The sequence below is a fragment of the Actinomadura hibisca NBRC 15177 genome (assembly GCF_001552635.1).
Classification (GTDB): Bacteria; Actinomycetota; Actinomycetes; order Streptosporangiales; family Streptosporangiaceae; genus Spirillospora; species Spirillospora hibisca.
The window spans coordinates 1-13,592 of the sequence record NZ_BCRO01000094.1 but is presented as its reverse complement, the minus strand read 5'-3'; the positions used below and the strand labels follow the sequence as shown (position 1 = coordinate 13,592).

The following is a 13,592-nucleotide window of genomic DNA, read 5'->3' as shown; positions in this document are numbered from 1 at the left end:
ACTGGGGGAAGGAGAACCGCTCATGCACGCCGTCACCTATGACGCCTATGCCGACGACAACTCCCGCCTGAAGTTCGGCGAGGTCCCCGATCCCCGCGTGGGGCCGGGCCAGGTCCTGGTCGAAGTACGCGCGGCGGGCGTGAACCCGGTGGACTGGAAGGTCATGTCCGGCGGCCTGGACGGCATGATGGAGGCCGTCTTCCCGGTGATCCCGGGCTGGGACGTGGCCGGGGTGGTGCGGGCCGTGGGCCCCGACACCCCCGAGTTCGCGCCGGGCGACGAGGTGATGGCCTACGCGCGCAAGGACGTCGTGCAGGCGGGCACGTTCGCGCAGCTCGTCGCGGTGTCGGCGGCCGACGCCGCCCGGAAGCCGGCCGCGCTGGATTGGGCGCAGGCCGGGGGCCTGCCGCTGGCCGGGATGACGGCGCAGCGCTCGCTGGACCGTCTCGACGTCGGGCCCGGCGACACGCTGCTGGTGCACGGCGCGTCCGGGGGAGTGGGCAGCATGGCGGTGCAGATCGGCCGCGACCGTGGGGCCCGCGTGATCGGGACGGCGTCCGAGCGCAACCACGACTTCATCCGCGAACTGGGCGGCGAGCCGGTCTCCTACGGGGACGGCGTAGTGGATCGCGTCCGTGCCCTCGCTCCCGACGGCGTCACCGCCGTCGCCGACTTCGTGGGCGGCCAGCTCGACACGACCCTGGCGGTGCTGGCTCCGGGCGGCCGTCACACCTCCGTCGCCGACAACACGGTGGAGCAGCACGGCGGCCACTGGATCTGGGTGCGCCCGGACGGCGCGAAGCTCGCGGAGCTGGCCGCCCTGACCGAACGCGGCGCGCTGAAGGTCACGGTCGCGGGCACCTATCCGCTGGACGAAGTGGGCGCGGCCTTCGACGCGAGCCGCGAGGGGCACACCCGGGGGAAGCTCGTCATAGTCCCCTGATCGGCGACAATGGGACGGTGTCTGAGAAACGTCCCGACCTGCGGGCCGACTGCGCGAACTGCTTCGGCCTGTGCTGCGTGGCGACGGCGTTCTCGGCGTCGGCGGACTTCGCGTTCGACCGGTCCGCCGGGACGCCGTGCCGGAACCTGCTGGCCGACTTCCGGTGCGGGGTCCACGCCGAACTACGGGACATCGGGATGCGGGGTTGCACGGCCTACGACTGCTTCGGGGCGGGCCAGAAGATCTCGCAGGTGACGTTCGGGGGCCGGGACTGGCGATCGAACCCGGACACACCGATGTTCCAGGCGTTCTCGATCATGCGGGACCTGCATGAACTGCTCTGGTACCTGAACGAGGCCCTATCCCTACCGGACACAAACCCGGTGCACGCTGACCTGCACAAAGCCATAGCCGAAACCGAGGCCCTCACCTTCCAGGACCCCGAGCCGCTGGCCGCCACGAACGTCATGACCCAGCACAAAAAGGTGAACCCGCTCCTGGCCCGAGCCAGCGAACTGACCCGAGCCCGCGCAGGCCGCAAGACCCGCAACCACCGGGGCGCCGACCTGATGGGAGCCCGCCTGAAAGGGGCGAACCTGCGGGGCGCGAACCTGCGCGGCGCGTACCTGATCGCGGCCGACCTGCGGAACGCGGACCTGCGCATGGCCGACCTGATCGGCGCGGACCTGCGCGACGCCGACCTGTGCGGGGCGGACCTGACCGGCGCGCTCTTCCTGACCCAGGCCCAGTTGAACACGGCCAAGGGCGACGCGGCGACAAAAATCCCACAAGCCCTGACCCGCCCCGCGCACTGGCCCTAACGTTTGAGGTGGCGGTAACTGTCGGGATTCCGCTCCAGGAACTCGGCGAAGCTCTGCGCAGGATGCCCGGTAAGCCGAGGCACGGTGTCGGACACGGTGCTCATCTCACCCGTGGCAATGGCTTCATAGGAGGTCACCCACCCGGCAACCTCCCAATCAGGCGCGTTGTACTGAGCCCGCGAGGCATAGGCCTCGTCCTGAGTCTCGGCGACATACTCCACAGGCCGTCCCGCAGCCCGCCCCAGCTCCTCCGCAGCCTCCGCCAAGGTGAACGCCGCAGGCCCGGTCACGTCATAAGTGACCCCGTCATGCCCATCACCCAGCAGCACAGCAGTGACGACATCAGCAATGTCATCGTGCGCCACCGCAGAAACCCTGCCGTCGCCACCAGGCCCCTGCAACACCCCGTCCGCACTGGCCATACTGGCCAAAGCGGCCTGGTAGAAGCTGTCGCGCAGAAAGGTATGGCGCACCCCCGTAGCCCGGATGTGCTCCTCGGTCTTCCAGTGATCACGGGCGAAGGTGAAGGTGGCGTCAGGCGCGGCCCCCAGAAACGACAGATAGACGATCCGCCCGACCCCCGCAGCCACAGCGGCGTCCACGGCGGTGAAGTGCTCCCGAACCCGATCCGGAGCCTCGCTGGCCGAAACCAGAAAGAGCGTGCCCGCATCCCCGACCGCCGCACGCATGGCATCCGCATCGTCATAAGAGGCGGCAGGCGCAGCGACAGCCCCAGGCAACTCAGGCAACCGATCAGGATGCCTACCAAGCAACCGCTGAGCGGCCCCCGCATCGGCAAGCCGCCGCGCGACCCGCCCACCCACCTGCCCGCTGGCCCCGGTGACGGCAATGACAGACGACAAAGCAACCCCCTAAGTAAGCCCCTGAACTGGGACGATTCCCACCCAGCCCGGAACTTAAGCGGGTGGTTGCTCAGGGGGTGCGGGTGCGGGCTACTTCGGCGGCCAGGGCTCGTAGGGCGGGCAGGGTCTCGCCCTCGCTCGGGTTGAACAGGGTCGTTCGGGCGATCACGACCTTGTGGCGGGTCGAGACGTAGATCTTCTGGTCGCCCAGGCCCGAGGCGTAGTAGCCCTCGCCCGGGTCGAGCCACCAGTGCAGGCCGTAGCGCGGGTTCAGGCCGCTCTCGGTGGTGGCCTCGGTGACCCAGGACGCGGGCACGACGCGGCGGCCGTCCACCACGCCGCCGTCGAGCATCATCTTCCCGAAGCGCGCGAAGTCGCGGTTCCGGGCGTAGACGCAGCAGTAGCCGAGGCCGTTGCCGCGCGAGTCGTTGCCCAGGTAGGCGGTCCCGGCCATGCCGGACGGCTGCCAGATCTTCTCCTGCACCCAGGTGTGGAACGGGACGCCGGTCGCCTTCTGCACCACCAGCGCCAGCACGGCCGAGTCCATGCTCGCGTAGTTGAAGCGCGTGCCCTGCGGCCAGCCCTGCCGCCGCGTGGCCGCCAGTTGCAGCGTGGACTGGGCGCCGAGGCTGGAGCCCACGTGCAGCGGGATGTCGTCCACCGTCTCGTTCCACTGGATGCCCGACGCCATGCGCAGCAGGTTCCGCAGCGTGATCTTGCCGTAGTCGGCGGCGGCCAGTTCGGGCACGTAGTCGGCCACGGTGTCGGTCAGGGCGGCGATCCGGCCCTCGGCGAGGGCGATCCCCACGGCGTCGGAGGTGAAGGACTTGGCCATCGACCAGGACTGGAACAGCGAGTCCTGGGAGTAGCCGGGCGCGTACCACTCCTTCACGATCGCGGAGCCGTCCAGCACGACCAGGCCCTGCGCGGTGCGCGCGAGGTAGTCCTCCAGCGTGCGGGTCTGCCCGTCGACGGTGTAGGTCACCTTGAGCGGGCGCGGCGCGCTCGTCAGGCGGGCCGGGGTCGGCGACGCGGTGAGCGGGTCGAAGCCCGGCAGCACCGAGTAGGGCCAGACCGGGGCACTGGGGCCGCTCGGGGCGTTGGCGACGGGCTTGGGCGCGGCGTCCGCCGGAGCGACGGCGCCGAAGGCCAGGGTGGCGGCCAGGGGGAGGGACAGCAGGCTGCGGCGCATCGGGGCTCCAGGGACGGGGGCGGATCGGAGCGGAGCGCCGAGGTGCAGGGGGTCCTGTTCACATCGGCTTGTTGACGTTAGATCCAAAAAGGGGCGGTGGCCATGGGGAGGGCTGCCAAAGCCGGGCCGGAAGATCCTCATTCCCCGCACAAGACGCCGGGGGAGTCTCGTGCCGGGCCGGGGTGCGTCGCGGCGGGGACGCGCGGCCCGCCGCGACGCTCATCCGGCCGCTACTTCACGGACTTGCCGCGGTAGCCGACCGGTCCCTCGTTGGGGAACTGGGCGGTGCCGCTGAACGAGGCGCCCTCGTCGAAGAAGGTCACCGTGCCGTTGCCCTGCGGCCCCGACCAGGTCACCGTCGTGCCGGTGCCGGGCCGGCCGGTCTCGGGCACGACCTGGCCGCGGTTGGTGATGGTGATCTCCAGGTCCTGGTCGGCGTGCCAGGCGGCGTCGGGCCCGCCCCACTGGATCTCGGTGTGGTAGGTCGCCATGGGCGTCTCCTCTCCGTCACGTCCAACTTTCCGGGGCGGCGCCGCCACCCTCAGTAGACAGCAGGGACCCGCCGAGGGCATCGGGGGACCGCTGTCCGCAAACGGACGAGAGATTCTTTTCAGGACGTCACTCCTATGTCATCATTGATGACATCAGCGATGACGGAGGTGTCCGGTGGCCCAGCGAACCCGCCTGACCAGGGAACGCATCGTGACGGCGGCCGTCGCGATCGCCGCGCGCGGCGAGGCCGACGGCCTGACCGGCCGCGCGCTCGGCGAGGAGCTGGGCGTGGACCGCTCGGCGGTGTGGCGGCACTTCCCCGACAAGGACGCGCTGCTGCTCGCGGTCGGCGACCGCCTGCTGTCGATGGCCGCCGATGCCGTCCCCGACGGCCTCGGCCCGCGCGACCGCCTCGCCGAGCTGGCCCGCCAGGTCGTGCGCGTCTTCGTCGCCCACCCCTACGTCGGCGCGGCCGTCGCCTCCCGCACCACGCGCGGCCCCGGCGAGTTCCAGGTGGTGGAGGGCATCCTCGGCGCGCTCACCGAGCTGGGCCTCGGCGGCGACGACGTCGTCCGCTACTACCGGATGATGGCCGACACCGTCCTCGCCTACGCCGGGACGCTCGCGCACTACGCCGTCCTGCCCGCCGACGTCCGCGCGGGCGACGAGCGCGCCTGGATCGCCGAGTACGCCACCGCCGACCCGGACCGGTACCCGCAGATCCACGCCCACGCCGCCCGGCTGGCGGCCGTCACCCCCGACACCGTTCTGGAGACCATGGTGGAAGCGCTCTGGCTCGCCGTCGAGGCCCGTGTGGAAGGCGGCCGAGCATGAGCCGGACGCTCCGCGCGGTCATCGCCATCCCGCTCGTCCTCGTCGTCGGCCTCTACGTCGGGACCTGGGCGCTGAAGGTTCCGCAGCCTCCGACGCTCTACAAGTTGCTGACCACGCCTACTTCGCAGGTAGGCAAGCTGTATCCGGCGAGTGACGTGCCCGCGACGCGTCCCGCCGCGCTGCCCGTCAAGGCGCGGGCGCTGCCCGCCACCGTGCCGTGGAAGGGCAGGCAGGTGCCGGTGGCGGAGTTCCTGTCCACCACGCACACCAACGCGTTCGTGGTCGTCCGGGACGGCGCGGTCGCCCACGAGTGGTACCGCGACGGCGTGCGCGCCACCGACCGGCTGGCGTCCTGGTCGGTCGCCAAGTCGCTGGTCTCCCTCATGATCGGCCAGGCGGTCGGGGAAGGGAAGATCCGCGAGGACGACCGGCTGGTGGACGTGCTGCCCGAGCTCAGGACCGGCGGCTCCTACGACACCATCCGCATCCGCGACCTGCTCGACATGACGGCGGGCGTGGACGTCTCGGAGAACTACAACCAGTGGTGGCCCTTCACCGGCACCGCCCGCATGTACCTCACCCGCGACCTGCCCGGCTTCGTCAAGGACCACCGCAAGGTGACCTTCGAGCCCGGCAGCAGGGGCGACTACCGCAGCGTCGAGACGCAGCTGCTCGGCATGGCGCTGGCCAAGGTCGAGGGCAAGCCGCTGGCGCGCCTGCTGGCCGAGCGCCTGTGGGGCCCGGTCGGCGCGCAGGACGGCGCGACCTGGAACCTGGACCGGCCCGGCGGCACCGAGAAGGCGTTCTGCTGCGTCAACGCCACCGCCCGCGACTACGCCAAGATCGGGCAGCTCGTGCTGGACGGCGGCAAGGCGGGCGGCGCGCAGGTCGTCCCGGCCGCGTGGATCAAGCGGATCGCCACGCCCGCGCCGCACAGGCTGGGCGAGTGGAAGTACGCCGCGCAGTGGTGGCACCCGAGCGGCGGCGACGGGGCGGCGTACTCGGCGCTCGGCGTCTATGGCCAGTACGTGTACGTCGACCCGCCGTCCAAGACGGTGATCGTCAAGCTGAGCGACCACGGCGACGAGCAGGACGAGCAGGACACCTTCGACGTGCTGCGCGCCGTCAGCCGTAGCGCCGCCGGGTAGCGGTGATCAGGGCCAGCGCCGCCGCGATCCCCGCGCACGCCACGGCCGACCAGAAGGCCGCCCGGTGGCCGAGGGTCTCGGCGAGCCGGCCCGACACCATCGCGCCCGCCGAGGTGCCGAGGATGATGCCGCTGCCCAGCACCGCCATCGCCTCGCCCATGCGCTCGGGCGGCGCGACGCGCTCGGTCAGGCCGAACATGGTGATGATGTTGGGCGCGTAGGTCAGCCCGAGGACGGTCACGGCCAGCGCCAGCGCGCCCATGCTGCCCACCGCGAGCAGCGGCAGGCACAACGCCGTCTGGACGATGATGACCAGCCGCCACTGCGTCCGCGGTGCCAGCCGTGACGGGCGCGCCGTCATGACCAGGCCGACCAGCGCGCTCGGCACGCCCATCAGCCCGTAGACGAGCCCGGCCGCGCCGGGCTGGCCGAGTTTCTCGGTCAGCTCGGTGATGCCGGTCTGCAACGACCCGAAGACCATCCCCTGGAGTGCCATCCCGGCGCACAGGAAGCACAACGCGGGCGACAGTAGCCGCCTAGAGGAAGACGTCCGGCGAACCGTTTCTGCCCGCGCCGTACGGTGCAACGCGAAAAGCGGCCCGCACACCGCAACCAGACCCGCCGCCACCAGCATCCCGGCGGCCGGGTCGATAACGGCCAGAACGCCGACGAGCGCGGGCCCGGTCACGAAACTGGTCTCGTCCACCGTCCCGTCGAACGACAGCGCCGAGGACGTCAGGCGCGCATCGCCCTTGGCCAGCGACACGAGCCGACTACGCGAAAGCGGCCCGACCTGCGGAACCGACAGCCCCGCCATAAGCGCCAACGCGCCCTGGATAACCGACGGCCATCCCGCCATGGCGGCGACGACCAGAAACGCGATCGCCGCCGCATTCCCTAGGGACGCGGCCAGAACCGTAGGCCGCTGTCCTTTGCGGTCGGCCAGCCGTCCGATGAGGGGCCCGCCCGTGGCCTGCCCTAGGGCGAACGCGCCCGCGACCAGACCGGCGGTGGCGATGCTGCCCGTCCGGTCGTTCACCAGCAGCAGCGACCCGATCGGGCACATCGCCGCCGGAAGCCGCGCCAGGAACGAGACGACCGGGAGCGCGGGCCCCGACAACGCGATGACGTCACGGAAACCGGCCCCGCCTCGGGTGGTGGAGGCGGGGCCGGTCCGGAGACCGGTGATGGGGGCACCGGTCTGGTCCATTAGGCGCGCAGCTCCTTGACGGCGGTTTCCACGGCGTGGCCGTAGGCGGGGTCGGCGGCGGCGAAGTGCGCGACCATCCGGTCCACGATGCCGTCGTCCGACACCTGCGAGAGGCCGCCCGCGATGTTGGCGACCAGGCGCGCCTGCGCGGCCGGGCCCATCAGACGGAACAGCGTGCCCGCCTGGACGAAGTGGTCGTCGTCGCGGTGCAGGACCGGGGCGTGGTTGGCGGCCTGCCCGGACACCTCCACGCCCAGCGCCAGCGGCCGGTCCGTCTGCACGGGGCCGCCGAAGCTGTCGGGCTCGTAGTTCTTGGCGCGACCGCCGTTGCCGTCGAAGCGCATCGCGCCGTCACGGCCGTTGTTGTGGGCGGTGGTGGCGTGCGGGGCGTTCACCGGAAGTTGCGTGTGGTTGACGCCGAGCCGGTAGCGGTGCGCGTCGCCGTAGGCGAACAGGCGGCCCTGGAGCATCTTGTCCGGGGACGGCCCGATGCCGGGGACGAAGTTGTTGGGCGAGAACGCGCTCTGCTCGACCTCGGCGAAGATGTTCTCCGGGTTGCGGTTGAGCACGAGCTTGCCTACGCGCACGCGCGGGTAGTCGGCGTGCGGCCACACCTTCGTCAGGTCGAACGGGTTGAACCGGTACCGCGCCGCGTCCTCGACCGGCATGAGCTGCACGTACATCGTCCACGACGGGAACATGCCGCGCTCGATGGCCCGGTGCAGGTCCTGCTGGTGCGAGTTGCCGTCCCGCCCCACCAGCTCGCCGGCCTCCTCGGAGGTGAGGCAGCGGATGCCCTGGTCGGTCTTGAAGTGGTACTTGACCCAGTGGGCGCGGCCCTCGGCGTTGACCCACTGGTAGGTGTGCGAGCCGAACCCGTCCATGTGCCGGTAGGACGCCGGGACGCCGCGGTCGCCCATCAGCCAGGTGACCTGGTGGGTGGCCTCCGGCGAGTGCGACCAGAAGTCCCAGACGTTGTCGGGCTCCTGCACGCCGGTGAACGGGTCGCGCTTCTGGCTGTGGATGAAGTCGGGGAACTTCAGCGGGTCCTTGATGAAGAAGACCGGGGTGTTGTTGCCGACGAGGTCGTAGTTGCCCTCCTCGGTGTAGAACTTCACCGCGAAGCCGCGCGGGTCCCGCACCGCGTCCGCGCCGCCGAGGCTGTCGGCGACGGTGGAGAAGCGGAGGAAGACCTCGGTGCGCTTGCCCACCTCCGCCAGGAACGCGGCGTGGGTGTAGGGGGTGACGTCGTCGGTCACCTCCAGATGGCCGTACGCGCCGGCGCCCCGGGCGTGCACGACGCGTTCGGGGATGCGCTCGCGGTTGAACCGGGCCAGCTTCTCGATCAGCTGCTGGTCCTGGACGAGAAGCGGCCCGCCGGGCCCCGCGGACTGGCTGTTCTGGTTGTCCGCGATCGGGGCACCGGACTCGGTCGTCATGATCGGTCGGCTGGTCAAGTCTCCACCTCCAAGGTGAGCCGACGGTACGTTCGCGGGCCCCGCCCCGGTCAAGGCGATCACGACAACTCTGGAGGAAGCTCCTCACCCGGCACGCGGCGCGGAAGGGAAGTCGGCACGATCCTCCAAAGCACGAGGAACGCGGCGAGAACGGCGGAGGCGACGGCCTGGTACCCGACCCAGATCTCACCTCCGCCGGAGCCGAGCAGCAGCGCGACGACCGTGACCAGAACCCAGCCGGTGTCGTAGGCGGCCATGAGCCACAGATAGACCCGCAGCGGCCGGACGCGCGCATACCGGATCTCGGCCAAGCCACACACGAGCAGGAACACACCGGAGACGACCATCAACCAGACCGCGACACCGAGCAGACGCCCGAGCGGACCGGCGGCGGCGACGTAACCGGCGGCGAGCAGCAGCTTGACCAGGCCGTCTGCGACGATGCCCGCCCGCATGCCGCCGGTGGCCGGTGATGATGTGGCCTGGACGTGGAACATGGGGCCTCCTGCCGCCGTTTTGATAACCGGATTACTAGGATAACTAGATTATGAGAATGTCGAGAGCCGAGACCAAGGAGCGCAACCGCCGCGCCCTGCTGGACGCGGCGCTGCACCGCGTCACCCGGGACGGCCACCGCGCCCGCCTGGACGAGATCGCGGCGGAGGCGGGCCTGACGACCGGCGCGGTGTACTCGTTGTTCGGCAGCAAGAACGGCCTGCTCATGGCGCTGGTAGCCGACTACCTGGAGCCGTTCTACGAGGAGATGAGACAGGCCGTTCCGGCTGGGGCGGACTTGCTGGGGGCGGTGGAGGCGTTCGCGCGGTACTACTGGCGGACGTGCGAGGACCCGGATGCGAGAGCTGCTGTGGCGCTCCAGATCAGCTTGTTGGACATGGCGCTGCGGGATTCGGAGCTGGGGGAGCGGTTCGCGACGTCGGTCCGGGCGCAGGAGGAACAGTTGATCGCGCTGTTCACGGGCAGAGCGCGCGAGGGCGGGAGCGTGACACCAGGCCAGGCGCAACGACTGGCGACTGCCTTGCGAGCACTCTTCGTCGGCCTCTCGCAGGGGGTGGCCCTGGGCCTAGCCCACGGAGTGGACGAGCAGTACTTCGCAGACGCGGCCCGAGCCCTTGCCGCCAACGCGTCCTTCTTGGGTCAGGGGAGGGACACCGCACCCTGATCGGAGCGCTGGGTCGCCGCCGCGAGAGCGTCCGGATCGGCCGCGCCCAAACCGTCCAGCAGTCCTTCGAGGCTGGAGGAACTGATGAGGATGACACCGGACGCGCGCCAGACATCCCGGTCGCAGACCCAGATGTCCCAGTGAGGGAAGAGATCGCGGACGAAGGAGAGCAGGAGAAGGCGGGCGGTCACGGGTAGCTCTCCCGGAGGAGGGCCCAGACGGCCTTGCCGGAGGGGGCGAGGGGAGTGGTGCCCCAGTCGCGGGCCATCTCGGAGACGAGGAGGAGCCCGCGCCCGGAGAGGCGTTCGACGTCGAAGGGCTGGGCGACGGGCGGTGCGTCGGAGGTGTCCCAGACTTCGAGGACGGGCCCGGCGTCGGCGAGATAGGCGCGGACGGCGATGGGGTCGCCGGGCTGGGAGCCGTGCTTGTAGGCGTTGGTGACGAGCTCGGTGGCGATGGTGGCGGCGAGGTGGACCGAGGAGGCGTCGAGCCCCGCCCGGGTGAGGACGGCGGTGACGAAGTCGCGCGCCTTCTTGATCGACTCCGCCCGCGCCGCTATCACGAGCGATGCCACCTCGGCCGGAGCCGCGGGCGCTTTCTCGACTTTGATCATTTGACGGCCTTTGCTCGGTAGTTGTGTCCCTCTCCGTTGATAAGCCCCTTGGGGCATACAGGCCATCAGCCCGAAGCAATCGTGTAAAAGTCGAAAAGCTGCACGAGCTTTGTGAAGTGCTGCGAAACTTGCTGTCAATCTAGTCAAAGCAGGTGATCATGCCTCGTGGGCGGAAGCGCAGCACCGGTGAAGCCGCACTTCAGGCGTTCGGCCGACAGATGAAGCAACACAGAATCCAGGCGAACGTGGTGCAGCAGGCCATAGCGGCGCAAACCTCGACAAGCGTTTCGTACGTCTCGCTGGTCGAAACCGGGAAACGACACTGCAAGCGTGATTTCGCGGCAGTGGTTGACGACATGACCCGAGCCAAGGGCGCGCTGCTGCGGGTATGGGATGACCTCAACCATGACGACGGGCCGCTACCGTCCTGGTTCGACTGGCCCGCCATCGAGCAGGAGGCCGTCATCTTGACCTCCTGGAACACCTTGTTGGTGCCCGGCCTCCTCCAGACACCCGAATATGCGCGCACGATCCTGCCGACCGAAGCCGCGGTGGAGGCGCGCATGGCGAGGCAGCGCATCCTGACCAGGGAGAAGCCCGCGCCTCCTACGTTCGTGGTGCTCATGAGCGATGTGGTGCTCTGGTGTGAAATGTGTTCATCCGAAATCATGCGTGGGCAGTTGGAGCACTTGCTCGCCATGGCGGAACTGCCCAACGTCCGTATGCAAATTGTCCCCTTCCCTGGGGCGGCTCCGGGTTCGGGTGGAGGTTTCGTCATCGCCACCTTGGGTGACGGGAGCGAGGTCGCCTACATGGATGCATCGGCACGGGGATCCACGACGGACGAAAGGTTCGATCTTGCTGCGATGTCAAAGACGTTGATAGACCTGCGGGCCAGCGCACTGCCAGTGGCCATGTCGCTGGACATGATAAGGAGGGTGAAGGAGGAGAAATGGAGTTAAAGCCCTTCGCCCAGCAGGCTTGCCGTGACGGCACCCATCTGCATGCCTGTGTTCGTTAGTGTGCGGAGGGTGAAGGCGTTCAACACGACAGGGCCTTGCGATCCAGACCGGCACTACATGCTCGATCCGCTGGCTCGGCTGCCGGAGGCGCGCGGGCTGGTGGAGCAGGGCAAGTACTTCGTGGTGCACGCGCCCCGGCAGACCGGCAAGACCACCGCGCTGGCGGCACTGGCGCGCGAGTTGAACGCCACCGGAAGGTATGCGGCGGTCAGCTTTTCGTGCGAAGTGGCCAGGATGACCGGCGATGACGTGGGCTGGACAGAACGGCTCGTCCTGCGCTCGATCCAGGACGCGGCGCGGACGCTGGGGATGCCGCAGGGATGTCTGCCGCCGACTCCTTGGCCGGAGAACATCCCCGGGTTCACCCTGATAGAGGGGCTGCGAGTGTGGGCGGATCAGTCCCCTCGTCCCTTGGTGTTGTTATTCGATGAGATCGATTCGTTGGCGGGTACGGGCCTGGAGTCGGTGCTCAGCCAGCTCCGTGACGGCTATACCTCGGCTGATACGCCGTTTCCTCATGCGGTGGTGTTGTGCGGGATGCGGAACGTGCGGGACTACCAGGCGGCCTCGGACGGCGACCCGGATCGGTTGGGGACGCCCACTCCGTTCAACGTCAGTGCCGCGTCGCTGCGGATCGGTGACTTCTCCTTCGCCGACGTGGCCGAGTTATACGGCCAGCACACCGCCGCCACCGGCCAAGTGTTCACCGATTACGCGGTGCAGCGGGCTTTTGAGGCGAGTCAGGGGCAGCCGTGGCTGGTCAACGCGCTGGCGCGGGACGTCATTGAGATGATGCGGGTCCCGCTCGATCAGTCGATCACCGATACGCACATGGAGCAGGCGATGGGGCGGCTGATCACCCAACGCGCCACCCACCTGGACTCCCTGGTGGTCCAACTGGACGAGCCCCACATTCGGCGTTTCATCGAGCCGATGATCACCGGTGGGTGGGTTCTCAAGGAGCAGAGTTACAGCGACGACCTGTCCTATGCGCGTGACCTGGGATTGGTCACCCGTTCGCTGCCACTCCAGATCGCCAACCCCATCTACCAGGAAGCCATCGTCCAAGTCCTGGCGCAGCCCCTGCTCGATGGGATCGACGCTGATCCGAGTGCGCTCCTGCTGCCGGACGGTCGCTTGGACATCGCCATGCTGCTGGAGGAGTTCGTGGCGTTCTGGAAGGTCAACAGCAAGATCATCGATACGCGGTACACCTATCAGGAGGCGGCCTGCCATCTAGCGTTCATGGCGTTCTGTCGGCAGGTGGTCAATGGCGACGGGTTCATCGACCTCGAATACGGCTTGGGGCGCAAGCGCCTGGATCTCGCCATCCGTAAGCCCTTCACCGACGGGCGTGGGTGCAGGGCCGTGCAGTGGTCGGCGTTCGAGTTGAAGGTCCGCACGGATGACAACGGTGATCAGGTGTCGAGTGGGCTGGAGCAGTTGGACGGTTATCTGAACCGGCTCGCGCTGGATACCGGGACGTTGATCGTGTTCGACCGTCGTCGGGATGCGGCTCCGACCTCGGAGCGCACTCGTCTGACGGAGGCTGAGACACCCAAGGGTCGGATGGTCACCCTCTTGTTGGCTTGACCGGCGCCCTCTGGCTGCGCGGGTGCGCGCGGCATGTGGGCTGGGGTTGTTGGCTGGGTGTGGAAAACCCGCGTGGGCTGGGGTCGCTGGGCATCTGGAGCAACCCCGCGCGGGCTGGGGGTTGTTGGCTAGGTGCGGGAAACCCGCGCGGGGTTGGGGTTGGGTGGGCCTGTGTAGACCCCCACGGGCTGAGTCGGTGCCTCGGCCTCGGGGAAAGCGTCGTG

At 69.2% G+C, this 13,592-nt stretch carries 15 protein-coding genes; 7 read left to right on the top strand and 8 right to left on the bottom strand.

Going from position 1 to position 13,592, the window contains the following annotated elements; all coding sequences use genetic code 11:
* Positions 1-22 precede the first annotated feature (22 nt).
* Positions 23-943, top strand: coding sequence for an NADP-dependent oxidoreductase (locus tag AH6_RS34795; protein WP_067488754.1), 921 nt, complete (start codon positions 23-25; stop codon positions 941-943).
* 17 nt (positions 944-960) lie between these two features.
* Positions 961-1,764 carry a pentapeptide repeat-containing protein gene (locus AH6_RS34790; protein WP_245679603.1) on the top strand — a complete coding sequence of 268 codons (804 nt, stop codon included), beginning with the start codon at positions 961-963 and terminating at the stop codon, positions 1,762-1,764.
* Here the strand turns inward: AH6_RS34790 and AH6_RS34785 are convergent.
* From AH6_RS34785 to AH6_RS34775, 3 genes are all read right to left on the bottom strand, one after another.
* Positions 1,761-2,627: an SDR family oxidoreductase gene (locus tag AH6_RS34785; RefSeq protein ID WP_067488753.1), complete on the bottom strand. Its 867-nt coding sequence runs from the start codon at positions 2,625-2,627 to the stop codon at positions 1,761-1,763. The two genes, AH6_RS34790 and AH6_RS34785, sit on opposite strands and share 4 nt — an antisense overlap.
* Before the next feature lie 70 nt (positions 2,628-2,697).
* Complete coding sequence (locus AH6_RS34780) at positions 2,698-3,819, bottom strand: serine hydrolase domain-containing protein (protein ID WP_067488752.1); 1,122 nt, start codon at positions 3,817-3,819, stop codon at positions 2,698-2,700.
* Positions 3,820-4,049: 230 nt separating this feature from the next.
* Complete coding sequence (locus AH6_RS34775; protein WP_067488751.1) at positions 4,050-4,310, bottom strand: hypothetical protein; 261 nt, start codon at positions 4,308-4,310, stop codon at positions 4,050-4,052.
* A 175-nt stretch (positions 4,311-4,485) separates the two neighbouring features.
* Between AH6_RS34775 and AH6_RS34770 the strand changes: the two genes are divergently transcribed.
* On the top strand, positions 4,486-5,145 hold the full coding sequence (locus tag AH6_RS34770; RefSeq protein WP_067488750.1) for a TetR/AcrR family transcriptional regulator: 660 nt from the start codon (positions 4,486-4,488) through the stop codon (positions 5,143-5,145).
* Positions 5,142-6,293 (top strand): serine hydrolase domain-containing protein, encoded by a 1,152-nt coding sequence (locus AH6_RS34765; RefSeq protein ID WP_067488749.1) that lies wholly within the window; start codon positions 5,142-5,144, stop codon positions 6,291-6,293. The genes AH6_RS34770 and AH6_RS34765 overlap by 4 nt, the downstream gene beginning before the upstream one ends.
* On the opposite strand, the gene AH6_RS34760 is transcribed toward AH6_RS34765, so the two are convergent.
* The 3 genes from AH6_RS34760 to AH6_RS34750 all read right to left on the bottom strand — a co-directional run bounded on the left by AH6_RS34760 (position 6,271) and on the right by AH6_RS34750 (position 9,457).
* The gene (locus tag AH6_RS34760; protein WP_083983772.1) at positions 6,271-7,503 is read right to left on the bottom strand and encodes an MFS transporter; all 1,233 of its coding nucleotides are present in this window, start codon (positions 7,501-7,503) and stop codon (positions 6,271-6,273) included. The genes AH6_RS34765 and AH6_RS34760 overlap by 23 nt on opposite strands.
* Positions 7,503-8,942 carry a catalase gene (locus AH6_RS34755; RefSeq protein WP_067488747.1) on the bottom strand — a complete coding sequence of 480 codons (1,440 nt, stop codon included), beginning with the start codon at positions 8,940-8,942 and terminating at the stop codon, positions 7,503-7,505. The genes AH6_RS34760 and AH6_RS34755 overlap by 1 nt, the downstream gene beginning before the upstream one ends.
* A gap of 77 nt (positions 8,943-9,019) precedes the next feature.
* A complete protein-coding gene (locus AH6_RS34750) occupies positions 9,020-9,457 on the bottom strand; it encodes a hypothetical protein (RefSeq protein ID WP_067488745.1) in 438 nt (145 codons plus the stop codon).
* Between the two features lie 56 nt (positions 9,458-9,513).
* Here AH6_RS34750 and AH6_RS34745 point away from each other — a divergent pair, with 56 nt between their 5' ends.
* Entirely contained in the window at positions 9,514-10,140 is a 627-nt protein-coding gene (locus tag AH6_RS34745) for a TetR/AcrR family transcriptional regulator (RefSeq protein WP_067488811.1), read from the top strand.
* On the opposite strand, the gene AH6_RS34740 is transcribed toward AH6_RS34745, so the two are convergent.
* Positions 10,116-10,331 (bottom strand): hypothetical protein, encoded by a 216-nt coding sequence (locus AH6_RS34740; protein WP_067488743.1) that lies wholly within the window; start codon positions 10,329-10,331, stop codon positions 10,116-10,118. The genes AH6_RS34745 and AH6_RS34740 overlap by 25 nt on opposite strands.
* Positions 10,328-10,753 (bottom strand): ATP-binding protein, encoded by a 426-nt coding sequence (locus tag AH6_RS34735; protein WP_067488742.1) that lies wholly within the window; start codon positions 10,751-10,753, stop codon positions 10,328-10,330. The genes AH6_RS34740 and AH6_RS34735 overlap by 4 nt, the downstream gene beginning before the upstream one ends.
* A gap of 158 nt (positions 10,754-10,911) precedes the next feature.
* Between AH6_RS34735 and AH6_RS34730 the strand changes: the two genes are divergently transcribed.
* Positions 10,912-11,715, top strand: coding sequence for a helix-turn-helix domain-containing protein (locus tag AH6_RS34730; protein WP_245679605.1), 804 nt, complete (start codon positions 10,912-10,914; stop codon positions 11,713-11,715).
* Between the two features lie 69 nt (positions 11,716-11,784).
* Positions 11,785-13,368, top strand: coding sequence for an ATP-binding protein (locus tag AH6_RS34725; RefSeq protein WP_218006002.1), 1,584 nt, complete (start codon positions 11,785-11,787; stop codon positions 13,366-13,368).
* Positions 13,369-13,592 lie beyond the last annotated feature (224 nt).